Raw genomic sequence first — 24,849 nt, forward strand, 5'->3', positions numbered from 1 at the left:
TTAAGTTAGAAAGGGCGCACGGTGGATGCCTTGGCACTAGGAGCCGATGAAGGACGGGACTAACACCGATATGCTTCGGGGAGCTGTAAGCAAGCTTTGATCCGGAGATTTCCGAATGGGGAAACCCACTGCCCGTAATGGGGTAGTATCCATTTCTGAATACATAGGAAATGGAAGGCAGACCCGGGGAACTGAAACATCTAAGTACCCGGAGGAAGAGAAAGAAACATCGATTCCCTAAGTAGCGGCGAGCGAAACGGGAAGAGCCCAAACCAAGAGGCTTGCCTCTTGGGGTTGTAGGACACTCTATACGGAGTTACAAAGGAACGGGGTAGACGAAGCGGCCTGGAAAGGCCCGCCAAAGAAGGTAACAGCCCTGTAATCGAAACTTCGTTCCCTCCAGAGTGGATCCTGAGTACGGCGGGACACGAGAAATCCCGTCGGAATCCGGGAGGACCATCTCCCAAGGCTAAATACTCCCTAGTGACCGATAGTGAACCAGTACCGTGAGGGAAAGGTGAAAAGCACCCCGGAAGGGGAGTGAAAAAGATCCTGAAACCGTGTGCCTACAAGTAGTCAGAGCACATTCATGTGTGATGGCGTGCCTTTTGTAGAATGAACCGGCGAGTTACGATTTCATGCGAGGTTAAGTCGAAGAGACGGAGCCGCAGCGAAAGCGAGTCTGAATAGGGCGCATGAGTATGAGGTCGTAGACCCGAAACCAGGTGATCTACCCATGTCCAGGGTGAAGGTAAGGTAACACTTACTGGAGGCCCGAACCCACGTACGTTGAAAAGTGCGGGGATGAGGTGTGGGTAGCGGTGAAATTCCAATCGAACCTGGAGATAGCTGGTTCTCTCCGAAATAGCTTTAGGGCTAGCCTCAAGGTAAGAGTCTTGGAGGTAGAGCACTGTTTGGACTAGGGGCCCTCATCGGGTTACCGAATTCAGACAAACTCCGAATGCCAATGACTTGTCCTTGGGAGTCAGACTGCGAGTGATAAGATCCGTAGTCGAGAGGGAAACAGCCCAGACCGCCAGCTAAGGTCCCAAAGTATACGTTAAGTGGAAAAGGATGTGGAGTTGCTTAGACAACCAGGATGTTGGCTTAGAAGCAGCCACCATTTAAAGAGTGCGTAATAGCTCACTGGTCGAGTGACTCTGCGCCGAAAATGTACCGGGGCTAAACGTATCACCGAAGCTGCGGACTGACACCTTCGAGTGTCAGTGGTAGGAGAGCGTTCTAAGGGCTGTGAAGCCAGACCGGAAGGACTGGTGGAGCGCTTAGAAGTGAGAATGCCGGTATGAGTAGCGAAAGAAGGGTGAGAATCCCTTCCACCGAATGCCTAAGGTTTCCTGAGGAAGGCTCGTCCGCTCAGGGTTAGTCGGGGCCTAAGCCGAGGCCGAAAGGCGTAGGCGATGGACAACAGGTTGATATTCCTGTACCACCTTTTTACCGTTTGAGCAATGGGGGGACGCAGGAGGATAGGGTAAGCGCGCTGTTGGATATGCGCGTCCAAGCAGTTAGGCCGGGGTGGAGGCAAATCCTTCATCCTAAAGCTGAGCTGTGATGGCGAGGGAAATTTAGTACCGAAGTTCCTGATTCCACACTGCCAAGAAAAGCCTCTAGCGAGGTAACAGGTGCCCGTACCGCAAACCGACACAGGTAGGCGAGGAGAGAATCCTAAGGTGATCGAGAGAACTCTCGTTAAGGAACTCGGCAAAATGACCCCGTAACTTCGGGAGAAGGGGTGCTCTTGCGGGTGCAAGCCTGCGAGAGCCGCAGTGAATAGGCCCAGGCGACTGTTTAGCAAAAACACAGGTCTCTGCGAAGCCGCAAGGCGAAGTATAGGGGCTGACGCCTGCCCGGTGCTGGAAGGTTAAGAGGAGCGCTTAGGTGTAAACCGAAGGTGCGAATTGAAGCCCCAGTAAACGGCGGCCGTAACTATAACGGTCCTAAGGTAGCGAAATTCCTTGTCGGGTAAGTTCCGACCCGCACGAAAGGCGCAACGATCTGGGCACTGTCTCAACGAGAGACTCGGTGAAATTATAGTACCTGTGAAGATGCAGGTTACCCGCGACAGGACGGAAAGACCCCGTGGAGCTTTACTGCAGCCTGATATTGAATGTTGGTGCAGCTTGTACAGGATAGGTAGGAGCCTTGGAAACCGGAGCGCCAGCTTCGGTGGAGGCATTGGTGGGATACTACCCTTGCTGTATTGACATTCTAACCCGCACCCGTGATCCGGGTGGGAGACAGTGTCTGGCAGGCAGTTTGACTGGGGCGGTCGCCTCCTAAAGTGTAACGGAGGCGCCCAAAGGTTCCCTCAGAATGGTTGGAAATCATTCGCAGAGTGTAAAGGCACAAGGGAGCTTGACTGCGAGACCTACAAGTCGAGCAGGGACGAAAGTCGGGCTTAGTGATCCGGTGGTTCCGCATGGAAGGGCCATCGCTCAACGGATAAAAGCTACCCCGGGGATAACAGGCTTATCTCCCCCAAGAGTTCACATCGACGGGGAGGTTTGGCACCTCGATGTCGGCTCATCGCATCCTGGGGCTGTAGTCGGTCCCAAGGGTTGGGCTGTTCGCCCATTAAAGCGGTACGCGAGCTGGGTTCAGAACGTCGTGAGACAGTTCGGTCCCTATCCGTCGCGGGCGCAGGAAATTTGAGAGGAGCTGTCCTTAGTACGAGAGGACCGGGATGGACGCACCGCTGGTGTACCAGTTGTTCCGCCAGGAGCATCGCTGGGTAGCTATGTGCGGACGGGATAAGTGCTGAAAGCATCTAAGCATGAAGCCCCCCTCAAGATGAGATTTCCCATAGCGCAAGCTAGTAAGATCCCTGAAAGATGATCAGGTTGATAGGTCCGGTGTGGAAGTGTAGCGATACATGGAGCTGACGGATACTAATCGATCGAGGACTTAATCAAATATGTAACAAATGTTTCAAGGTTTACCTTCTCATTTATCTGGTTTTGAGGGAATGAATACCTCAAAATAGTCTGGTGACGAAAGCGAAGAGGTCACACCCGTTCCCATCTCGAACACGGAAGTTAAGCTCTTCAGCGCCGATGGTAGTTGGGGGATCTCCCCCTGCAAGAGTAGGACGTTGCCAGGCAACTAAAAACGCGTTATGGTTTAATCCATAACGCGTTTTTTTGTGTTTATTTTAAGGCTTGTTCTCATACAGGCTCTATGCAGACAGACTTATCCAAAAAGAGTAGTAAGTTGTCTTCATACCCCCTGTATGAAGACAAACTTATCCAAAAAGAGTAGTAATCTGTCTTCATAACGCCTGTATGCAGACAGACTTATCCAAAAAGAGTAGTAATCTGTCTTCATACCCGCTTCATGAGGAAAGCCAAATCCATAAGGAGCATTTTTTTGTCCTCATGGCACCCCAAAAAAACCGTTTTAAGAATACTCATAAAGAAGTGACCTCCGGTTTCCATCTCACTCTTCAGCCACCACAGATATTGCTACAATCAATAAGTAACAAGACACAATAACATTATGTCCTGTTTTTATTTCTTCCTTTTTAATCACCGTACAAACACAGCAGGTGTCCTAAGTGCATAGAATTTACAGTGGAGTTACTCCAATTGGTTAAATGTTATAAATTGTGTATACAAATCATGAGAATGGGCAAACTATTGTGTATGGAGGTGGGATTGTGAAGAAATGTATCATATGTGAGGAACCTCAAAAGCACGGAATTCATCTTTATACATCCTTTATTTGCACAGATTGTGAGAAAGCTATGATTGCTACAAGCACGAAGGATCCAGCCTATCGTTATTATATTAATCAATTAAAAGTGATAAAGGAAACAAAAATCTTTTCGTAAACCAGGTAAAAGCTAAACTGCCTGGTTTTTTGTTTTTCTATTGTACAATATAGAAAAGTAGGTAAGTGAGGTTATTTATGATGGAGCAAAAACAAATGCCTCTTTATGAACGATTGGCAAAGCATAAAGCGAATAATCCTATTTCCTTTCATGTCCCGGGACATAAAAATGGAATGCTGTATAACGGATTTGATTCAACTTTTAAAGAATTTATGGAATTTGATGTCACAGAGCTGACGGGCTTAGATGACTTACATGACCCAAATGAGGCTATTGCTGAAGCACAGCAGCGGCTTACTAAATTATATAAAACAAAGAAAAGTTATTTTCTTGTTAATGGAAGCACCGTTGGAAATTTAGCAATGATTTTATCGACCTGTAATGAAGGCGATATAGTGCTGGTCCAGCGCAATTGTCATAAATCAATATTGAATGGACTCATGCTCGCAAACGTAAAACCAATATTTATTTCCCCGGAAATCGACAAAAATCTATTAATTCCTACAGGGGTAGACGCGAAGAGAGTTCGAGAGGCACTGGATCAATACCCCAATATAAAAGCTTGTATATTTACATATCCGGATTATTATGGACAAACATACGAATTAAAAAAAATCATTGAGATGGCACATCAAGACAATATCCTTGTTTTAATTGACGAGGCACATGGGCCGCATTTTCAATTGGGAGATCCCTTCCCACCTTCATCGTTAGCACTCGGAGCCGATATGGCTGTACACTCAGCTCATAAGATGTTGCCCGCCATGACGATGGGTTCCTATTTACATATAAATAGTGAGCGAATCTCACTCGAAAAGGTAGAATTTTATTTAAGTGTTCTACAATCAAGTAGTCCCTCCTATCCTATTATGGCATCTTTAGATGTAGCTCGTAGCTACCTTGAACATTTGTCGGAAAATGATTTAGCTTATACACTTCGGCAAAAAGATGCTTTTATTGATAAGTTAAAAAGTATTCCAGGTCTTAATGTTATAGGCGTTCATGATCCAATAAAATTGCTGCTAAGGCATGATTATTTATCTGGATATGAATTGCAAACTATTCTTGAAGGCATCGGTATATTTCCTGAACTTGCTGATCCATATCAAGTGCTGCTTATCCTTCCTTTATTAAAAGAAAAAAAGGAATATCCATTTGAACAAACGATTGAAAGAATGAAACAGTTCTCATGGAATACGATAAGAAGCTCAACTAAGATAAAAAAAGTGAATCACTTGGATAAAGAAGAAAATAAAATAATTGAATTGTCATTTTCCTATAAAGAAATGTTGAATATGGCTTACGAATGGGTGAAATTTGAAGTAGCATTGGGAAGGATTGCAGCCAAGATGGTCATTCCATACCCGCCAGGCATTCCCTTACTATTACCCGGGGAAAAAATCACAGCTGAGCATATTACACGTTTAAGACAGCTTTTACAAGCCGGTGCTCGTTTTCAAGGTGGTACGGAAGAAATAAAAGCGGAAAAGATTGCAGTATTTATCAAGTAGTTTCGCTGTCAAAAAGTTGTTACAGTGTTATACTAAAACGACATCAAGCACTGCTTACGGAGGCTAATAATGCAGGGATTATTTATAACGTTTGAAGGTCCTGAAGGCGCAGGAAAAACAACAATTATACAAAAATTAGCAAGCGATTTAGAAAAACTCGGGGTCAAAGTCCTTTTGACACGAGAACCGGGAGGTATCCAAATATCCGAAAAAATTAGACATGTTATTTTGGATCCCAATAATACTGAAATGGATGCACGTACAGAAGCGTTATTATACGCAGCAGCACGAAGGCAACATTTAGTAGAAAAAGTGGTACCTGCCTTAAACGAAGGCACGATCGTTTTATGTGATCGATTTATCGATAGTTCGCTTGCCTATCAAGGGTATGCGAGAGGGCTTGGGATTGAAGAAGTTTTTTCAATTAACCAATTTGCAATTCAAACATTAATGCCTGACAAAACTTTATATTTTGATATTGAACCTGAGCTTGGTTTTGAGAGAATTGGCAATAACGAAGGACGCGAGGTTAACCGCCTTGATTTGGAAAATCTCGACTTTCATTATAAGGTAAGAGAAGGATATCATATATTACTTGAGAAATTTCCAGAAAGAATGATTACCATAGATGCAAGTAAGCAAGTGGAGCAAGTTTATACTCAAACAAAAGAAATAGTTGAAAAGTTAATTGGTCGTTTGCACCTTTAAAATTACTGATTATCGATGTAACATATAGAGATAGCTGATATAATAAATATAATAAGAGATAAGTGACAATATTATGGAGGGGTGAATGGAAAATGAAATTAATTATGGCAGTTGTACAAGACCAGGATAGCAATCGTTTGATGAGTGCATTAGTTGAGAATAATTTTAGAGCGACAAAACTTGCAACCACAGGTGGCTTTTTAAAGTCAGGAAATACAACATTTATGATCGGTACGGAAGATGTCAGAGTAAACAAGGCACTTCAAGTAATCAAGGATAATTGTAAATCACGTGAACAGCTTATGGCTCCTGTGTCCCCAATGGGCGGTAATGCCGATTCATACATTCCCTATCCAGTAGAGGTATCCGTAGGAGGAGCAACTGTATTTGTCCTTCCGATTGAACAGTTTCATCAATTTTGATGGGTGAAAAAAATCGAGAGTAATTATTTATAAGATAGATAATAAGCAGCTATGTTAGCTGCTTAACTTTTATATGGTAAGCGAGTGAATGGGTATGTCCATGACTTGGCAAGACTTAGAACAAGAGCAGCCGTTTGCAGCAAAAATGTTAAAGAATAGTATTGAAAAAAAACGCGTTGCCCATGCTTATTTATTCGAAGGTGACCATGGTACAGGTAAGCGGGCAGCAAGCATGCTCATGGCTGAGACCTTGTTTTGTGAAAAACTTATTAATAACTACATTCCGTGTGGCTCTTGTATAAATTGCAAAAGAATAAAAACTGGAAATCATCCTGATGTTCATGTTGTACAGCCGGACGGTTTATCAATAAAGATAGAGCAAATTCGTTCATTAAGGACGGAGTTTAGCAAATCAGGAGTAGAATCGAATAAAAAATTATATATCATTATAGATGCTGAGAAAATGACAATTTCCGCGGCAAATAGCTTACTAAAATTTTTAGAAGAACCAAATTCTGAAACGATGGCTTTCCTTGTCACAGATCAATCACAGCGTATTTTACCGACTATTTTATCAAGGTGCCAATCGATTGCTTTTAAGTCACTTCCACCTGAATTATTCATAAAAAAATTGCAAGATAATGGGGTAAATCATGTAAAAGCCCCGCTCATAGCTGCAATTACCAATAATTTACAAGAGGGGTTAGAGCTAGACAGCGATGATTGGTTTGCACAAGCACGAAAAATAGTGTTAAAATTATATGAAGTCTTGAAGCAAAATCCTCTTTATGCAATGACATCGTTGCAAGATGAATGGACTAGCCACTTTAAAGAGAAAGCCCAACTTGATATGGGACTAAATCTTTTATTACTTATATATAAAGATGTGCTTTATGTTCAATTGGGGAAGGAAGGGCAACTTGTCTATCCGGACCAACTGGACAGGTTTAAGGGAGATGCACTCCAATCTTCTTCAAGAAGGCTGTCAGAGCAAATGACTGCAATTTTGGAAGCAAAACGGAAATTAAACGCAAATATCAATCCTCAGCTGTTAATGGAACAGCTTGTGCTAAATTTGCAGGGGGGACCTTCTTTTGTATAATGTTGTAGGTGTCCGGTTTAAAAAAGCCGGTAAAATATATTATTTCGATCCGGGAGACCATCCTATTCGCCAAAATGATTATGTGATTGTTGAAACGGCTCGTGGCATCGAATATGGAAAAGCTGTTACCGACAAAAAGCAAGTGGACGAAAATGATGTTGTTTTGCCACTGAAAAAGGTCGTAAGATTGGCTGACCAAAAAGATCAGTTGAATGTCGAGGAAAATAAGCAAGCAGCAGAGGAAGCTTATCAAGTTTGCTGTGATAAGGTTTTGGAGCATCAGCTCGATATGAAACTTGTGGATGTTGAATATACATTTGATCGGAATAAGGTCATTTTTTATTTTACTGCCGATGGACGGGTTGATTTTCGGGACCTTGTAAAAGATTTGGCTTCGATTTTCCGGACGAGAATTGAGCTTAGGCAAATCGGGGTTAGAGATGAAGCAAAAATGCTGGGAGGCATTGGTCCATGCGGGCGAATGCTTTGCTGTTCAACCTTTCTAGGTGATTTTGAGCCAGTTTCAATTAAGATGGCAAAAGACCAGAACCTTTCATTAAATCCATCGAAAATCTCCGGACTTTGCGGGCGACTCATGTGTTGCTTGAAATATGAAAACGATGAATATGAAGCTGCAAAAGCTGAATTACCCGACGTCGGTGAGGCGATTAAAACGCCTGATGGACCAGGGAAAGTCATCGGTTTAAATATATTAGAGCGTTTAATCCAAGTAGATTTATCAGGACAAGAAGGCGTTTTGGAATATACTTTAGAAGAAATTAAGGATGAAAATGCAACATCTGTTCCGGCCACTGAATAATGAGGTGTTAAATATGGATAAAAAGGAGTTCTTCGATTCAGTTAGCAGCATGGAGATGCAAATTGGCCATTTGTATCAGCAGCTTGGAGAGCTTAAACAATATCTTGCCGAGTTAATAGAAGAAAATTACGCCTTGAAAGTTGAAAATGACCATTTGCGAAAGCATATGGAACAAGAGCAGCAAGAGCCAGATGCCTCCTCTGACGATGGAGAAAATCGAAAGAAAAGTGTATACGACAAAATGTCGGAGATAGGTGAGGGTTATGATAACCTTGCCCGACTTTATCAAGAAGGCTTCCATATTTGTAATGTCCATTTTGGCAGCCCCCGTCGTGATGAAGATTGCCTATTTTGCCTATCCTTTCTAAATAAAAAATAAATGGAATGGCAGATGTTAGGCCATATAATTTTGAGAAGCCTTCCTCTTTTGCAATGGGGAAGGCTCTTTTATCATGTTTAGCCCGAAGCGCTTGCGCTTTTCTAATCTCTAGCTCCAGCGCCTAGCCCCTCGAGGTCAAATAACCTGATGCATTAAAAGTCAAGACCGGACTTTTATGCATCAGAACATTTTTGCCTGAGGCTGAACAAGGCGCTTGCGCTTTTATTAATAGGAGTGAGATCAATTGATAGAACTTAATAACGATGAGCGTATAGATTATTTGCTTGCAGAGGATTTGCGGATCATCCAAAGCCCTTCTGTTTTTGCTTTTTCCCTTGATGCTGTATTGCTGGCACGCTTTACTTACTTGCCTATTCAAAAAGGGAATATTATCGACTTATGCAGTGGCAATGCGGTGATACCTCTTCTGCTGAGCAATAAAACGAAAGCAAATATTACCGGAGTAGAAATTCAGAAGCGGCTATATGATATGGCTAAGCGCAGTATCTCCTATAATGGACTTGAAGAGCGGTTAAAGATGATTCACGGAGATTTAAAAGATATGCCTGGTGAATTAGGGTATAACAAGTTTGATGTCGTAACATGCAACCCGCCTTATTTTCTTTCTCCTTCACCGGATGTCATTAATGCCAATGAACATCTGGCCATTGCCCGCCATGAAATTCTTTGTACACTGGAAGACGTGATTCGGACAAGCAGCCAACTTTTAAGGCAGGGAGGAAAAGCGGCATTTGTACATAGGCCTGAACGGCTCATGGACATCTTGACACTCATGAGGGAATATCGCCTCGAACCGAAAAGACTTCGCTTTGTTTATCCAAAGGCAGGAAAGGAAGCCAATACCATTTTAGTCGAAGGTATTAAAAATGGAAATGCAAGCTTGAAAGTATTGCCTCCGCTTTTTGTTTATAACGAAAAGAATGAATATACGTCAGAAGTGAGAGAAATCTTATATGGCAATGAAGAATGACCATTATTTTTATGTGCTGGAATGCAATGATGGATCTTATTACGGTGGTTATACGATTGATCTCGAACGCAGACTTGCCCAGCACAACAGTGGAAAAGGGGCAAAATACACGAGGATGAGAAAACCAGTGAAAATAATTTATGCCTCAAAATATGACAATAAGAGTGAAGCGCTTCGTGCAGAATATTCATTTAAGCGCTTGACTCGTTTAAAAAAAGAGCAATTTTTGAATGAAGCGGGTGAGTGGGATGCAGATTCAGAAAAGTTTTGATGGAAAATCTCAAAAAGGCATATTATATTTGGTTCCGACTCCAATTGGAAACTTAGAAGATATGACCTTTCGAGCGATTCGGATCATGAAAGAAGCGAATGTCATCGCAGCTGAAGATACACGTAACACCAAGAAGATATGCAATTACTTTGAAATAAACACACCCTTGATTAGTTATCACGAGCATAATAAAGAGCTGGGCGGCAGGGAGCTTTTAAGGCGGCTGGAAAAGGGCGAGACAGTTGCACTTGTTAGTGATGCCGGCATGCCATGCATTTCAGATCCGGGTTATGAAATCACTGTAAAAGCGATAGAAGCGGGGATTACAGTCGTACCGCTCCCAGGAGCAAATGCAGCTTTAACGGCACTCATTGCTTCAGGAATTAAGCCCCAGCCATTTTACTTTTATGGCTTTTTGTCCAGAGGGAAAAAGGAAAAAAAGTCTGAACTGGAAATCTTGAAGAAACAATCCGGTACAATTATTTTCTACGAAGCACCACATCGTCTAAAGGATACATTGAAATGGATGCATGAGATTTTAGGAAACCGGAAGATTGTCTTATGCCGCGAACTGACAAAAAAGTTCGAAGAGTTTTTGCGGGGAACGATACAAGAAGCTCTGGCATGGTCTGAAAATGTCGAAGTTAGAGGGGAATTCTGTCTTATTATCGAAGAAGGAGAAACCATTCAAGAGGAAGATGATGAGCTGTGGTGGCATTCCATGGATTTAAAAGAACATGTGCGGCATTATATTGATGAACAAGGTCTTTCGTCTAAAGAAGCAATCAAACTGACAGCGAAAGATCGAAGCGTCTCAAAACGGGAAGTTTATCAAGCGTATCATATTAATACTGATTAAAAACTGTCGATTAGCCGGCAGTTTTTTTGTTGTCTAGCTCCAGCGCCCAGCGACTAGCAAACTTCAGGATTCTTCCTACGATAAGTCAACATCAATTCGCCCTTTAGGGCTCATTGTGTTTCCTTTATCTCGTCAGAATCCCTATAAGTTTGTACTCGCTAAACGGGCGCTTTCGCTTTTCTTTTTGTATTGCATTTATAAGCAACAAATGCTAAATTAAAGAATATACTAAATCCGAGTATTTTTATCTGAAAAGGAGGTATAAGCATGGCAACTGATTTTAATGAGTTATTTGATGAATGGTCTAGTTCCTATGATGAAACTGTAGCGGGGCATGATCCTGAATATAATGAAGTTTTTCGTCTTTATTCACATATATTAGAAGAAGTGTCTAATAAGTCAAAAGGAAATGTGATTGAGTTTGGAGTAGGTACAGGAAATCTTACGGAAAAATTACTGAATAGTGGAAAACAAGTGTATGGTGTAGAACCCTCAGCCGGAATGCGAAAAGTCGCAAAGGAAAAATTACCGGACCTTATTTTGAAAGAGGGAGATTTTCTTAATTTTCCTCATCCAACTGAAACAACTGACACTATTGTAAGCACATATGCATTTCATCATTTAACGGACGAAGAAAAATCTGCTGCAATTAAACAATATAGCCTCATTCTAAATGATAATGGGAAAATCGTATTTGCGGATACAGTGTTTGCAGATATAACTGCCAAAAATAATATGATTATATCTGCAGAAAGCAGGGGATATCATAGGCTTGCCAATGATTTAAAGACCGAATTTTATACGACTATTCCTGTATTGAAAGAAATATTCGAATCACATGGATTTACTGTCTCTTTTACACAAAAAAATGATTTTGTATGGATTATCGAAGCAATTAAACAAAGGAGTGTTTGAACATGACTGTAAAGAAAACAATGAATGTAGAGAGTTTTAATTTGGACCATACGAAAGTAAAGGCACCATATATTCGCTTAGCGGGTATGAAAGAAGGTCGGCACGGTGATGTAATCCGCAAATATGACCTTCGTTTTTGCCAGCCAAATAAAGAGCATTTGGAAATGCCAGCTTTACATTCACTTGAGCACATGATGGCTGAATTCAGCAGAAACCATTCTGATCAAATTGTTGACATCAGTCCAATGGGCTGCCAGACAGGGTATTATCTTTCAATGGTGAATCATGATGATTATGAAGATATTTTATCATTGGTAGAAAAAACACTAAACGATGTGTTAACTGCAACCGAGGTGCCTGCATGCAATGAAGTGCAATGTGGCTGGGCAGCTAGCCATAGCCTTGAGGGGGCGAAAGAAATTGCCAAAAAAATGCTTGCACACCGTGATGAATGGACGGAAGTATTTTAAATCATGAAATATGCAAAAAAAATTCATGAGTTGGTAGGAAATACTCCACTGCTTGAGATCACTTCTTACCCGCTTCCCACTGGAGTCAGATTATTTGCGAAACTGGAGTATTTTAATCCTGGCGGCAGTGTGAAAGACAGACTCGGCAAATTTCTACTTCAGCAGGCATTGAAAGATGGCAGACTGCAAAGGGGCGGTACAATTATTGAACCAACCGCGGGGAACACTGGAATTGGCCTTGCCCTTGCAGCTATTGAATACGATATAAAAGCAATCTTTATCACGCCAAAAAAATTCAGTCATGAAAAGCAGACCTTGATGCGAGCGCTTGGTGCAGAAGTAATCAATACGCCGACGGAACTAGGAATGGAAGGGGCCATCCAAAAAGCGAAGGAACTCCTTTCTGAGCATCCAGATGCCTTCTATCCCGGCCAATTTCAAAACCCTGATAATCCTGACACTTATTATGAAAGCATGGGTCCTGAGTTATATGCAGGGCTTAATGGTAACATTGACATATTTGTTGCTGGTGCAGGATCGGGAGGCACTTTTATGGGCACATCCCGTTATTTAAAGGAACATATTCCAGGAGTGAAATGTGTCATTGTCGAACCCGAGGGGTCGATTTTGAATGGAGGAAAGGCCGGGTCTCACCGAACAGAGGGAATCGGAATGGAATTTTTGCCTCCATTCATGGACCGAGAGTTTTTTGATGAAATCTATACAATCTCAGATGAAGAAGCGTTCGCACATCTTCAGGAAATAGCAAAACTTGAAGGTTTATTAGTAGGGAGTTCCTCGGGCGCAGCATTAGCTGCTAGTTTAAGAGAAGCGGAAAAAGCTAAACCAGGCACAAATATTGTGACTATTTTTCCAGACAGCAGTGAACGATACATTAGCAATCATATATATGATGAGGTGAATTGACGTTGAAAAAGAAAACAAGGCTGATCCATGGTGGAGTAAGCCGCGATCCATATACTGGCGCCGTTTCAATACCAATCTATCAAGCTAGTACATTTAAGCAAGATGGGGTGGGGAATTTTAAATATGAGTATGCTCGGACAGGTAATCCGACAAGAGAAGCACTTGAAAAGCTGATTGCTGATATTGAGGGCGGCAAAAGAGGATTCGCTTTTGGTTCCGGCATGGCAGCTATTACCGCTGTTGTGCAGCTTTTCTCTTCAGGTGATCACCTCATCCTTACAGATGATGTGTATGGCGGAACGTTTCGAGTCATGACGAAAGTTTTCAATCGCTTTGGCATTGACGTTACATTTGTTGATACGACAGATTTGAATAAAGTGAAGGAAGCTATTCTTCCGAATACGAAAGCGATCTATATTGAGACACCAACTAATCCGCTATTGAAAATTACGGATTTACAAGCTGTCAGTACAATTGCAAAAGAGCAGAATCTTATGCTTATAGTGGACAACACATTTAGTACGCCTTATTGGCAAAATCCTATTTCTTTAGGCGCAGACATTGTTCTCCATAGTGCAACAAAATATTTAGGTGGACATAGTGATGTTGTAGCGGGACTACTCGTTACGGCTGATGAGAAAATTGGCGAAGAGCTGCATTTCATCCAAAATTCTACGGGTGGAGTGCTTGGTCCACAGGATAGCTGGTTGTTAATGAGGGGAATTAAAACGCTTGGCATTAGAATGGAAGAGATCGAAGCGAATACAAAAGTGATTGCGGAATTTTTAACTGGTCATTCAGCAGTTGGAAAAGTATTTTACCCGGGATTTGAAAGTCATCCGGGTTATGAAGTCCACAAAAGACAGGCAGAAGGCTTTGGTGGGATGATTTCCTTTACTGTTGAAAGTGAAGAAAAAGCATTAACTTTATTAAATAAGGTTCAATATTTTACACTCGCTGAAAGCTTAGGAGCAGTGGAAAGTTTAATATCTATTCCTGCTTTAATGACCCACGCCTCGATCCCGCGTGAAAGAAGGATAGAACTTGGAATTGAGGACGGCTTAGTCCGCATCTCCGTAGGGTTGGAAGATGTCGAAGACTTATTGGAAGATTTAGAGAATGCTTTAGCGTAATAAATTTAAAAAATCCGGTTCATTATCGAACCGGATTTTTTTACGTATTATTTTTTAAAAGCGTCCTGTATTTCTTTAATTAATTGGTCAGCACCTTCACGGCTAAGAACCAATTTTCCGCCAGCAAAAAGAGCATTTTCATCAGAGGCATCCCCAGTAATATGACAAGTCATGCTTGGCTTATATTTTTTCAATATAATTTTTTCATCGTCAACATAGATCTCAAGTGCATCTTTTTCTTCAATCCCCAAAGTACGACGAAGTTCAATCGGGATCACGACTCTACCAAGCTCATCGACTTTCCGTACAATTCCAGTAGATTTCATTCCAAATTCCTCCCCAAATATCTCATATTATATTTATATATTTTTAACGTAATCGCCATTTTTCGACAATATTTTTTTACCGTTTTCATCATACCAATCCTTCCAAAAAACGTCAATTATAAAAATGTTGGTAAAAGTATCCAAACGAATAACCACATCTTTTTTAAAAAGCCCTTTCAATTAAAATTGGATAAGTTGCGTAAAGGTTTATTTTCACGTATATTTTGATGATATATGAGGTTATGATGCGAATGGTATAATATAATCAGAAGCTTATTTTATTAAGATGGAGGGGACTTGTATGAAAGAGAAATTAAAGACGTTTTATTTAACGACTCCTATTTATTATCCAAGCGGAAATTTACATATAGGACACGCATATACGACTGTTGCCGGTGATGCGATGGCACGCTATAAGAGAATGCGTGGATATGATGTCATGTATTTGACAGGAACCGATGAACACGGACAAAAAATTCAAAAAAAGGCCGAAGAAAGCGGCGTTACGCCTCAAGCTTATGTAGATGAAATTGTGGGCGGGATTAAGGAGCTTTGGGGTCGTCTTGATATTTCTTATGATGACTTCATCAGGACAACAGAAACGCGACATAAAGAACTTGTTGAAAAAATATTTCAACGTTTCCTTGATCAAGGCGATATTTATCTCGACGTATATGAAGGATGGTACTGTACACCATGTGAATCTTTTTTCACTGAACGCCAATTAGAAAATGGAAATTGCCCTGATTGCGGCCGTTCTGTTGAAAAAGTAAAAGAAGAATCTTACTTCTTTAAAATGAGTAAATATGCAGACAGATTGCTTCAATATTACGAAGAAAATCCTGGATTCATCCAACCTGAATCAAGGAAAAATGAAATGATCAATAATTTTATTAAACCAGGTCTTGAGGATTTAGCTGTATCAAGAACGACATTTGATTGGGGTATTAAGGTACCTGGGAATCCGAAGCATGTCATCTATGTTTGGATTGATGCATTATCAAACTATATTACAGCGCTTGGGTATGGATCAGATAACGATGCGAAATACTTAAAATATTGGCCTGCGGATGTTCATCTTGTTGGAAAAGAAATCGTTCGTTTCCATACGATTTATTGGCCGATTATGTTGATGGCTCTTGATCTTCCACTGCCAAAGCAAGTGTTTGCCCATGGCTGGCTGCTCATGAAAGATGGAAAAATGTCGAAATCAAAAGGAAATGTCGTTGATCCTGTGACATTAATTGATCGTTTTGGGCTTGACGCACTTCGTTACTATTTATTAAGGGAAGTTCCATTCGGTTCGGATGGTGTATTTACACCGGAAGGATTTGTCGAAAGGATTAACTTTGACTTGGCGAATGATTTAGGAAATTTACTAAACAGAACAGTCGCTATGATTAATAAATATTTTGGTGGTAAGATTCCAACTTATCAAGGTTCTATTACAGAATTCGACTATGACTTGCATCAAGTGAATGAAGCAACGATCAATCAATACGAAGAAGCGATGGAGAGAATGGAATTTTCTGTTGCTTTATCTGCCGTATGGCAATTAATCAGCAGAACAAATAAATATATCGATGAAACACAGCCATGGATATTGGCTCGAGATGAGGATAAGAGGGATGAACTGGCAAGTGTAATGGTTCATCTAGCTGAATCCTTAAGAAGAATTGCTATTTTGCTAAAACCATTTTTAACAAAAACGCCTGGGAAAATATTTGAACAGCTAAATATAAATAATGAACAATTTACTTCTTGGGAAAGCTTATCGAAATTTGGAGCAATCCCTGAAAACACATCCGTTGTTGAAAAAGGAGAACCTATATTCCCTCGTCTGGAAATGGAAGACGAAATTGCGTTTATTAAAGACCAAATGAAAGGTACTACTCCTGCAGCTGAAGAAAAAGAAGAAGAAAAAATTGAGCAAAGCCCGGAAATATCCATTGATGATTTTATGAAAGTGGAACTCAGAGTGGCTGAAGTCATTCACTGTGAGCCAGTGAAGAAGACAAATAAATTACTTAAGCTCCAATTGGATCTTGGGTATGAGAAGCGCCAAGTTGTTTCAGGTATTGCTGAATTTTACAAACCGGAAGATCTGATCGGACGAAAAGTAATTGTTGTAGCAAACTTAAAACCTGTTAAGCTGCGCGGAGAATTATCACAGGGGATGATCCTTGCAGGAGAGAAAAATGGCATTCTTTCCCTTGCAAGTGTAGATAGCACACTCGAAAACGGTGCGCTTGTAAAGTAAATGTAATATATTTGATAATTATGTAAGTTAACAACTCAATAACATAGGGAGATGTCAATGGAAAAATCCTTTTTAGATCATCTCTCTATGTTATTTTATTTGTAATAGGAATGTTATCTTGCTGTGATAAATGTTACGAAATTATGGCGTATACTCTAATAAGGAGATTTTAACTATGTTATTTGATACACATGTCCATTTAAATGATGAACAATTCGCTGATGATATTGAAGAAGTGATCGCACGTGCCAAGGCTGAAGGTGTAGAATACATGGTAGTCGTTGGCTTTGATCGAAAAACGATCACTAAAGCACTCGAAATTGTCGAGGAATATGACTTTATTTATGCGAGTGTTGGATGGCATCCCGTTGATGCAATAGATATGACAGAAGAAGATCTCGAATGGCTTGAAGAAATTGCGGCACATCCCAAAGTAGTTGCTTTAGGCGAAATGGGACTGGACTATCATTGGGATAAATCACCGAAAGATATCCAGAAAGAAGTGTTCCGTAAACAAATCAAGCTAGCTAAAAAACTAAAAATGCCAATCATTATACATAATCGTGATGCTACGCAAGACATTGTTCAGATTTTACAAGAGGAAAATGCCAAGGAAGTTGGCGGCATCATGCATTGTTTCAGTGGGAGTGCTGAAACGGCAAAACGATGTTTAGAATTAAATTTCTATATTTCTCTTGGAGGTCCAGTTACATTTAAAAATGCTAAAACACCAAAAGAAGTGGCAGATCAAGTGCCGATTGATCGTCTGCTTATTGAAACAGACTGCCCGTACCTTGCTCCACATCCTTATCGAGGCAAAAGAAATGAGCCTGCTTATGTAAGGCTCGTAGCGGAACAAATTGCAGAAATTAAAGGGATTGACTTTGAAGAAGTAGCACATGTCACTACAGCAAATGCAAAAAAAGTATTCGGCATTGATTGACAAAAAACTTTAGTTTTAATAAAAGACTAATCGCATGGTTTTAATAGAGTTTCAGGAAATTCAACAAATTATTTGCTTCTCCGAAGGCTGATATTGTCGATAACTCACCCTTTTCTTTTCATCCCACCCTGTGCATAATAAGGCATATCTTACGGGAAAGGATGTGAACGGCAATCGGCAAACGATATTCGTATAATCTCTCGGAGAAGAAGGAGGCGTGTTTTTTGAACACAAAACCACCAAAATACTCAATTTTTTCATCAATGAGCCGAAAAAAAATAGGTATTTTTATTGCTAGTTTCATAGTGTTTACAGCTACTTTAAGTTTACTGGTTTTCGAAGGAACAAAGAAAACGGTGGCATTGACAGTCGATGGAGAAAAAATGGTTGTGAAAACCCATGCAGATACGATTGGGGAAATTCTCAAGGATCTTCAAGTATCAGTCAATAAAGACGACTTTTTATCCCACCCCGTGGATACGCTTGTCAAAAACAAGTTGAATGTTGTGTTTGAACCGGCCAAAATGGTCATAGTAAAAGATGGCGAAACGGAAGAAAGTGTTTGGACGACAACTCATACAGTGGATGAATTTTTGAAAGACCAAGAAATTGCAATAAATGTTCACGATAAAATCAATTTTACGCTAGATGAACCCATTTCTGAAAATCAGAAACTGGTCATAGATCGCGCTTTTCCGCTTGTATTAAAAAATGGTAAGAAAAAGGAAAATGTATGGGCCACTTCGACTACGGTCGCTGACTTTTTAAAGCAACAAGGAGTTAAACTCGGTAAGCTGGATAAAGTAAAGCCAGATCTGAGCGATAACGTGGAGCCAAACGGTGTCATTAAAATCGTCCGCGTTGAAAAAGTCACCGATGTAGTGGAAGAACCGATTGATTTTGCAGTTGTAACGAAGAAGGATTCGAACATGAGTCAAGGTGCGGAAAAAGTAGTCCAAGAAGGAAAAGAAGGACTCTTGAAAAAAGAGTTTGAGATCACGAAAGAAAACGGTAAAGAAGTGACGAGAAGGCTAGTTAAAGAAACTACCGTGAGAGAAAGCCAAAATAAAATAGTGTCTGTAGGTACAAAAGTACTTGTGGCACAAGTATCCCGTGGTAAATCAACAACGGCCACTGGATCATCCGAAAACGATGCTTCTATTGGCGGTAAAGAGATGTATGTAAATGCTACAGCATATACCGCATATTGCAACGGATGTTCAGGTATAACTGCAACAGGAATCAACTTGCGCGCTAATCCTAACCTTAAGGTCATTGCTGTAGATCCAAGTGTCATTCCATTAGGATCTAAAGTGTGGGTGGAAGGTTATGGCTACGCTGTTGCCGGAGACACTGGTGGGGCAATTAAAGGCAATCGAATTGACCTATTTGTACCTTCAAAAGAGCAGGCATATCGATTCGGCAGGAAACAAGTTAAAATTCGTGTATTAAATTAAATATTTTATGATTGGGCAGGGGAGAATGATTCCTCTGCTTTTTCCATTTTCTTAAAAAGAGGGTTATAATTTAAAGATATTGCCGAAAACCTTCTTAACTTATGGCTAAGAAGATTTTCGGTAAGAAGATAGGGGAAAACCATCTCTATAGATTAGACGTCTATAGTATATAAAATGTTTCAATGTTTTGGAGGAAATATGAAAATTAAAGAAATTATTGTGGTTGAAGGCAAAGATGATACAAGGGCCATTCAAAGAGCAGTAAATGCAGACACAATTGAAACAAATGGATCAGCGGTTTCTATGGAAACAATTGAGAAGATTAAATTGGCACAAAAGGTAAGGGGCGTCATCGTTTTGACAGATCCTGATTTTCCCGGTGAAAAAATTCGGAAATTCATCGTAGAGCATGTACCAGACTGTAAACATGCCTTTATTGATAAAAAACATGCCATTCCAGCGTATGGGCGCGGCTTAGGAGTGGAACACGCTCCGCCAAGCGTCATTCAAGAGGCACTAAAGGATGCTCAAGCCATGGAAGCTTATGCTCCAGAGTGGATTTCTAAAGATGATTTAATCGATGCCGGTTTAATTGGAGGTCCAAAAGCGAAGGTTCGTAGAATGCGAATCGGGGAATTATTAAAAATCGGCTATACTAACGGAAAGCAGCTTCATAAACGATTAATGATGTTCCAAATCTCCAAAGAGGAGTTCGTTGAAGCCTTAAAGAGCGTTTTACAGGAGGAACAAGACTAATGCAAAAAGATATTGCTACACCGATACGTACGAAAGAAATTTTAAATAAATATGGATTTTCCTTTAAAAAGAGCCTTGGCCAGAATTTCTTAATTGATCCAAATATTTTACGCAATATTACGGGATTTGCCGAGTTGACGAAAGATTCAGGTGTTATTGAAGTCGGACCGGGGATCGGTGCCTTAACAGAACATTTGGCGAGAGCAAGTAAAAAGGTAGTTGCTTTTGAAATTGATCAACGTCTTTTTCCGATTCTAGAAGACACGCTTTCTCCGTATGACAATATAAATATTGTTCACCAAGATATTTTGGAGGCGGATTTGAAAACCGCGATTGCGGAACAATTTACAGATGTCGATGATGTAATGGTTGTAGCCAATCTTCCGTATTATGTCACGACACCGATTATTTTAAAATTATTAGAAGAGAATCTGCCGTTACGTGGGATTGTCGTCATGCTGCAAAAAGAAGTTGGTGATAGGATAGCGGCCAAACCAGGTACAAAAGAATATGGATCATTATCCATCGCCATTCAGTATTACACAACGGCAGAGACTGTCATGATCGTTCCTAAGTCCGTTTTTATGCCGCAGCCAAATGTAGACTCAGCAGTCATTCGGTTAATGAAGCGAGAAAAGCCTGCCGTAGAAGTGAAAAATGAGGCGTTCTTCTTTGAAATCACAAGAATGTCATTTGCACAGCGCCGCAAAACCATTTTAAACAATTTAACGAGTGGTCTACCGAACGGTAAAGAAAAGAAGGAAATAATCTTAAACGCATTAATGACAGCTGGGGTTGACCCTTCGAGAAGAGGAGAAACACTTTCCATCCAAGAGTTTGGGGCATTGAGCGATGCTCTTTTAGTATCATTTCACTAAACAAGCACAAGGCTCGAGTCGTCCGCATAGCCTATGACGAGTATGAATTTTATTCTGCTTTTCAATGGAGTTGACGACCGTGATTGAAATCAATATGATTGTCGGCCGCTTGTCCCATCAGTGTGACATTTTATTTAGAGTCATCGATATCATGGAGATTAACGGTCAAAAAGTGGCGATATTATACGGTGAAGATTATCGGCTCGAAGCGGATGCACCGATCGATGATTTAGTCCCGATTAATGATTTAGAACGGACAAAGAGAACCTCTCAAGTGCGTACGCTTGAAGAGCAGTCATTTGAATTGTTTAGGCAGGACATTGATTTGCTCCGGCTGGAACAGGAATTTAATGCAACATCAGGCTATAAACGGGATTTTAATTATTTTCAAGTTCCCGGGCGAGTGCTTCATCTTGACGGGGACCCCACATATTTGCAAAAATGTCTCGACTTATATGAAAGACTTGGCGTTTCTGTAGTTGGAATCCATTGTAATGAAAAAGAAATGCATCTGCGCGTTGGATCATTAATCGAACAATACCGTCCCGATATTCTTGTTATTACTGGCCATGATGCCTATTCAAAGACGAAAGGGAAAAAGATTGATTTAAATGCTTACCGTCATTCGAAGTATTTTGTCGAAACGGTAAAAGAGGCTCGAAAAAAGGTTCCAAATCTGGATCAGTTAGTTGTTTTTGCTGGTGCATGCCAATCGCATTTTGAATCCCTCATTTATGCAGGAGCCAATTTTGCAAGTTCCCCACTTCGGGTTAATATCCATGCACTGGATCCAGTCTATATTGTTTCCAAAATTAGCTTTACGCCATTTATGGAAAGAATTAACGTATGGGATGTGCTGAGAAATACACTTACCGGTGAGAAAGGTCTAGGAGGAATAGAAACAAAAGGCGTTTTGAGAACAGGAGCACCGTTTAAACCAATTATCGATGAATGATTACTTTTATAAACGATGCGAAAGCATTGGTGAATAGGAGCCAATGCTTTTCGTTATTCCGTAATGACGAGGGCACTTTATAGCGTACATAAAAATACTGAATTGAAGCATAATAAAAATGTTGCAATTTAGGTCATATTGTAGAAAAAAAACCATTGACAAAGGATAGGTTTCATTGATAAAATAAATAATTTATTTGACCTTTTTGCTGCACTGTGGTATGATTATAATCAGTGAGGTGGAGCGAAATGCCAAAAACATTAGCAAGCATTAAAAAATCCCTTGATTCAAACTTGGGTAAGAGATTAATGTTAAAAGCCAATGGGGGTCGCAGAAAAACCATTGAGCGTTCCGGGGTTTTGGCAGAAACTTATCCATCAGTTTTTGTCATCGAATTAGACCAGGAAGAAAATGCGTTTGAGCGGGTTTCATACAGCTATGCAGATGTACTTACTGAAACGGTTGAACTTACATTCTACGAAGATACAGCAGGGAATTTAGCACTAGGACAGCAGTAAACATTATTATGTTTACTGCTGTTTTTTGTTTAAAACAAAACTATAAAATATCAAGATGTAGATCAGTTTTAACAAAGTGTGTAGTCGTCCAGCTGCAGCGCCTAGCCCCTCGAGGTCAAATAACCTGATCCAATAAAAGTCAAGATCGGACTTTTGTTGGATCAGAACATTTGCTTGTCGGGGCTGAACAAGGCGCTTACGCCTTTCTCATTAAGAAAAAATTCCCGCGATAATTTTGAAATGATTTACCCACACTATAAAAGCGGGCTAAGGGGGAATTTGTTTTGGGGCGAAGAAGAGGGATTATGTCGGATCAATTGAAAGTGGAGTTGGCAAAAGAGCTCGGCTTTTATGATGTTGTTCAGGAGGAAGGTTGGGGCGGCATCAAAGCAAGGGATGCAGGAAATATGGTTAAACGTGCCATTGAAATTGCACAAGAGCGACTCGCCGGCGAAAATAACAATGGTTGATATTTTTCAAACCAATAAACAATGAACTACCCGCTAAACCGAGGCATCCGCTTCGGTTTTTTTGATAATTATTTATGTACCGGCTTGTTTCATGTTAAAATGGGGAAAATGATGAGACGGAAAGACAAGCAGGTGAAGACAATGAAACTTTTAATGAAGGCACCGGCCAAAATTAATTTATCTTTAGACGTACTTGGCAAGCGCCCAGATGGATATCATGAAGTAGAAATGGTCATGACAACAATAGATTTAGCGGACAGGATTGAACTTTCCGAAACGACTGATGGTCGGATTGAAATCATTTCCCATAATCGATTTGTTCCTGATGACCAACGAAATCTTGCCTATCAGGCTGCAAAGCTCCTTAAGGAAAGATTTAAAATTAAACAAGGGGTTGCTATCTCCATTGATAAAGCGATTCCTGTAGCTGCTGGCCTTGCAGGTGGTAGCAGCGATGCTGCAGCGACTTTAAGAGGATTAAATATTCTTTGGGGACTGCAACTATCAATGGATGAATTAGCGGATCTTGGCTCCGAGATCGGTTCAGATGTTTCTTTTTGTGTTCATGGAGGGACGGGCTTAGCACGTGGTCGAGGGGAAAAAATCACAAGGCTGCCTGCACCGCCCAATTGCTGGGTAATATTAGCAAAGCCGTCCATTGGTGTTTCTACGGCGGATGTATACAGAAATTTAAATATTGAAAATATCGAACATCCAAATACGGCAGCTATGGTGAAAGCAATTGAAAATCAACAGTACAAAGACATTTGCAGTCATTTAGGCAATGCTTTAGAAAAAGTTACATTAAATATGCATCCCGAAGTGATGCATATTAAAACGCAAATGGAGAAATTTGGTGCGGATGCCGTGTTAATGAGCGGAAGTGGACCTACTGTATTTGGCCTTGTCCAGCATGATTCAAGGCTACAGCGTATTTATAACGGACTACGTGGTTTTTGTGATCAAGTATTTGCAGTTAGAATGTTAGGTGAATAATGAGAGATTATCCCTCCAAATCTTGCTTATAACCGTACAATAATGTATATTCATAATAATAATATTCGCATTTGACTTGTGCAGGAGGTTATAGGATGAAATTTCGCCGCAGCGAGCGTCTTGTAGATATGACACACTTTTTAATGAATCATCCTCGCGAGCTTGTTTCATTGACATATTTCTCTCAAACATATAATTCGGCCAAATCGTCCATTAGTGAGGACCTGGTCATTATTAAAGATACTTTCGAAAATCAAGGTATTGGTACGCTGCAAACCCTTTCGGGAGCGGCAGGCGGGGTTAAATACATACCTAAAGTAAAGAAAGAACAGGCGGAAGAATTCATTGGCCGCCTATGTAAGTTGATCGCTGATCCCGAACGATTACTACCTGGCGGTTACTTATATATGACAGATTTATTAGGCGACTCCCAAATCTTAAATGAAGTTGGGAAGCATCTAGCCTCTGCTGTCGCTGATCGGGACATTGATGTCATTATGACGGTTGCAACGAAGGGAATTCCCATTGCCCAGACAGTAGCACACCATTTAAATGTCCCATTTATTATCGTCAGGCGCGATAATAAAGTAACTGAAGGATCTACGGTTAGTATTAATTATGTATCCGGTTCATCTAAACGCCTTCAAATGATGTCTTTATCTAAACGTAGTTTAAAAGAAGGGGCAAAGGTGTTAATTGTCGATGATTTTATGAAAGCTGGCGGAACAGTGAATGGGATGGTCAATCTTCTTGCTGAATTTAACGCAACTGTTGCAGGAATAGCAGTTTTAGTTGAGTCGGAATTTCCTGAAGAGCGTCTTGTAAATGATTATATTTCACTTGTAGAGCTTTCAGATGTAGATCTCAAAGAAAAGCGAATTAACGTATCAGCGGGAAATTATTTTACAGGAAGAACAGAATTTTTATAAAGGAGA

The 24,849-nt window shown here is 40.6% G+C and carries 25 protein-coding genes and 2 rRNA genes; 26 read left to right on the plus strand and 1 reads right to left on the minus strand.

Annotated elements, in window-relative coordinates:
• The 16 genes from KHA88_RS20385 (at position 1) to KHA88_RS20460 (ending at position 14,355) form a co-directional block, all read left to right on the plus strand.
• Positions 1-2,930, plus strand: a 23S ribosomal RNA gene (locus KHA88_RS20385).
• A gap of 71 nt (positions 2,931-3,001) precedes the next feature.
• Positions 3,002-3,118 (plus strand): 5S ribosomal RNA (gene rrf / locus KHA88_RS20390).
• A 555-nt stretch (positions 3,119-3,673) separates the two neighbouring features.
• Positions 3,674-3,847: a sigma factor G inhibitor Gin gene (locus KHA88_RS20395; RefSeq protein ID WP_213100073.1), complete on the plus strand. Its 174-nt coding sequence runs from the start codon at positions 3,674-3,676 to the stop codon at positions 3,845-3,847.
• 80 nt (positions 3,848-3,927) lie between these two features.
• Positions 3,928-5,358, plus strand: coding sequence for an aminotransferase class I/II-fold pyridoxal phosphate-dependent enzyme (locus KHA88_RS20400; protein WP_213122748.1), 1,431 nt, complete (start codon positions 3,928-3,930; stop codon positions 5,356-5,358).
• 69 nt (positions 5,359-5,427) lie between these two features.
• The gene (gene tmk, locus KHA88_RS20405) at positions 5,428-6,066 is read left to right on the plus strand and encodes a dTMP kinase (RefSeq protein WP_213108812.1); all 639 of its coding nucleotides are present in this window, start codon (positions 5,428-5,430) and stop codon (positions 6,064-6,066) included.
• A gap of 92 nt (positions 6,067-6,158) precedes the next feature.
• Positions 6,159-6,488 carry a cyclic-di-AMP receptor gene (locus KHA88_RS20410; protein ID WP_213100076.1) on the plus strand — a complete coding sequence of 110 codons (330 nt, stop codon included), beginning with the start codon at positions 6,159-6,161 and terminating at the stop codon, positions 6,486-6,488.
• Between the two features lie 94 nt (positions 6,489-6,582).
• Positions 6,583-7,590, plus strand: a complete 1,008-nt coding sequence (gene holB / locus KHA88_RS20415; RefSeq protein WP_213100077.1) for a DNA polymerase III subunit delta' — start codon at positions 6,583-6,585, stop codon at positions 7,588-7,590.
• Positions 7,583-8,410: a PSP1 domain-containing protein gene (locus KHA88_RS20420; RefSeq protein ID WP_213100078.1), complete on the plus strand. Its 828-nt coding sequence runs from the start codon at positions 7,583-7,585 to the stop codon at positions 8,408-8,410. Before holB ends, KHA88_RS20420 begins: the two co-directional genes overlap by 8 nt.
• Before the next feature lie 13 nt (positions 8,411-8,423).
• Positions 8,424-8,789, plus strand: coding sequence for a DNA replication initiation control protein YabA (gene yabA / locus KHA88_RS20425; RefSeq protein ID WP_213100079.1), 366 nt, complete (start codon positions 8,424-8,426; stop codon positions 8,787-8,789).
• A 244-nt stretch (positions 8,790-9,033) separates the two neighbouring features.
• Complete coding sequence (locus tag KHA88_RS20430; RefSeq protein WP_213122749.1) at positions 9,034-9,780, plus strand: tRNA1(Val) (adenine(37)-N6)-methyltransferase; 747 nt, start codon at positions 9,034-9,036, stop codon at positions 9,778-9,780.
• Complete coding sequence (locus tag KHA88_RS20435; RefSeq protein ID WP_213100081.1) at positions 9,764-10,051, plus strand: GIY-YIG nuclease family protein; 288 nt, start codon at positions 9,764-9,766, stop codon at positions 10,049-10,051. Before KHA88_RS20430 ends, KHA88_RS20435 begins: the two co-directional genes overlap by 17 nt.
• Positions 10,029-10,910: a 16S rRNA (cytidine(1402)-2'-O)-methyltransferase gene (rsmI, locus tag KHA88_RS20440; RefSeq protein WP_213122750.1), complete on the plus strand. Its 882-nt coding sequence runs from the start codon at positions 10,029-10,031 to the stop codon at positions 10,908-10,910. Before KHA88_RS20435 ends, rsmI begins: the two co-directional genes overlap by 23 nt.
• 267 nt (positions 10,911-11,177) lie before the next feature.
• Positions 11,178-11,825: a class I SAM-dependent DNA methyltransferase gene (locus KHA88_RS20445; RefSeq protein WP_213122751.1), complete on the plus strand. Its 648-nt coding sequence runs from the start codon at positions 11,178-11,180 to the stop codon at positions 11,823-11,825.
• A gap of 2 nt (positions 11,826-11,827) precedes the next feature.
• Entirely contained in the window at positions 11,828-12,295 is a 468-nt protein-coding gene (locus KHA88_RS20450) for an S-ribosylhomocysteine lyase (RefSeq protein ID WP_213100084.1), read from the plus strand.
• 3 nt (positions 12,296-12,298) lie between these two features.
• Positions 12,299-13,222, plus strand: coding sequence for a PLP-dependent cysteine synthase family protein (locus KHA88_RS20455; protein WP_213122752.1), 924 nt, complete (start codon positions 12,299-12,301; stop codon positions 13,220-13,222).
• 2 nt (positions 13,223-13,224) lie between these two features.
• Positions 13,225-14,355 carry a bifunctional cystathionine gamma-lyase/homocysteine desulfhydrase gene (locus KHA88_RS20460; RefSeq protein ID WP_213100086.1) on the plus strand — a complete coding sequence of 377 codons (1,131 nt, stop codon included), beginning with the start codon at positions 13,225-13,227 and terminating at the stop codon, positions 14,353-14,355.
• Between the two features lie 47 nt (positions 14,356-14,402).
• On the opposite strand, the gene abrB is transcribed toward KHA88_RS20460, so the two are convergent.
• Entirely contained in the window at positions 14,403-14,681 is a 279-nt protein-coding gene (gene abrB, locus KHA88_RS20465) for a transition state genes transcriptional regulator AbrB (RefSeq protein ID WP_213100087.1), read from the minus strand.
• Positions 14,682-14,982: 301 nt separating this feature from the next.
• Here abrB and metG point away from each other — a divergent pair, with 301 nt between their 5' ends.
• The 10 genes from metG (at position 14,983) to purR (ending at position 24,843) form a co-directional block, all read left to right on the plus strand.
• Positions 14,983-16,941, plus strand: coding sequence for a methionine--tRNA ligase (gene metG, locus KHA88_RS20470; protein ID WP_213100088.1), 1,959 nt, complete (start codon positions 14,983-14,985; stop codon positions 16,939-16,941).
• A gap of 175 nt (positions 16,942-17,116) precedes the next feature.
• Complete coding sequence (locus KHA88_RS20475) at positions 17,117-17,884, plus strand: TatD family hydrolase (protein WP_213100089.1); 768 nt, start codon at positions 17,117-17,119, stop codon at positions 17,882-17,884.
• Positions 17,885-18,108: 224 nt separating this feature from the next.
• Positions 18,109-19,341, plus strand: coding sequence for a resuscitation-promoting factor (locus KHA88_RS20480; protein ID WP_249313353.1), 1,233 nt, complete (start codon positions 18,109-18,111; stop codon positions 19,339-19,341).
• Positions 19,342-19,539: 198 nt separating this feature from the next.
• Entirely contained in the window at positions 19,540-20,097 is a 558-nt protein-coding gene (rnmV, locus tag KHA88_RS20485; protein ID WP_213108807.1) for a ribonuclease M5, read from the plus strand.
• Entirely contained in the window at positions 20,097-20,975 is an 879-nt protein-coding gene (gene rsmA, locus KHA88_RS20490) for a 16S rRNA (adenine(1518)-N(6)/adenine(1519)-N(6))-dimethyltransferase RsmA (RefSeq protein WP_213100091.1), read from the plus strand. The genes rnmV and rsmA overlap by 1 nt, the downstream gene beginning before the upstream one ends.
• Positions 20,976-21,039: 64 nt before the next feature.
• Positions 21,040-21,930: a sporulation peptidase YabG gene (gene yabG, locus KHA88_RS20495; RefSeq protein ID WP_213100092.1), complete on the plus strand. Its 891-nt coding sequence runs from the start codon at positions 21,040-21,042 to the stop codon at positions 21,928-21,930.
• Positions 21,931-22,178: 248 nt separating this feature from the next.
• The gene (gene veg, locus KHA88_RS20500) at positions 22,179-22,448 is read left to right on the plus strand and encodes a biofilm formation stimulator Veg (protein ID WP_213100093.1); all 270 of its coding nucleotides are present in this window, start codon (positions 22,179-22,181) and stop codon (positions 22,446-22,448) included.
• A gap of 284 nt (positions 22,449-22,732) precedes the next feature.
• Positions 22,733-22,918 (plus strand): small, acid-soluble spore protein, alpha/beta type, encoded by a 186-nt coding sequence (locus tag KHA88_RS20505; protein ID WP_213122753.1) that lies wholly within the window; start codon positions 22,733-22,735, stop codon positions 22,916-22,918.
• Between the two features lie 141 nt (positions 22,919-23,059).
• Positions 23,060-23,914: a 4-(cytidine 5'-diphospho)-2-C-methyl-D-erythritol kinase gene (gene ispE, locus KHA88_RS20510; protein WP_213100122.1), complete on the plus strand. Its 855-nt coding sequence runs from the start codon at positions 23,060-23,062 to the stop codon at positions 23,912-23,914.
• Between the two features lie 95 nt (positions 23,915-24,009).
• A complete protein-coding gene (gene purR / locus KHA88_RS20515) occupies positions 24,010-24,843 on the plus strand; it encodes a pur operon repressor (protein WP_213100095.1) in 834 nt (277 codons plus the stop codon).
• The last annotated feature ends 6 nt before the right edge of the window (positions 24,844-24,849 follow it).

Source organism: Lederbergia citrea, assembly GCF_018343525.1.
GTDB lineage: Bacteria > Bacillota > Bacilli > Bacillales > Bacillaceae_C > Lederbergia > Lederbergia citrea.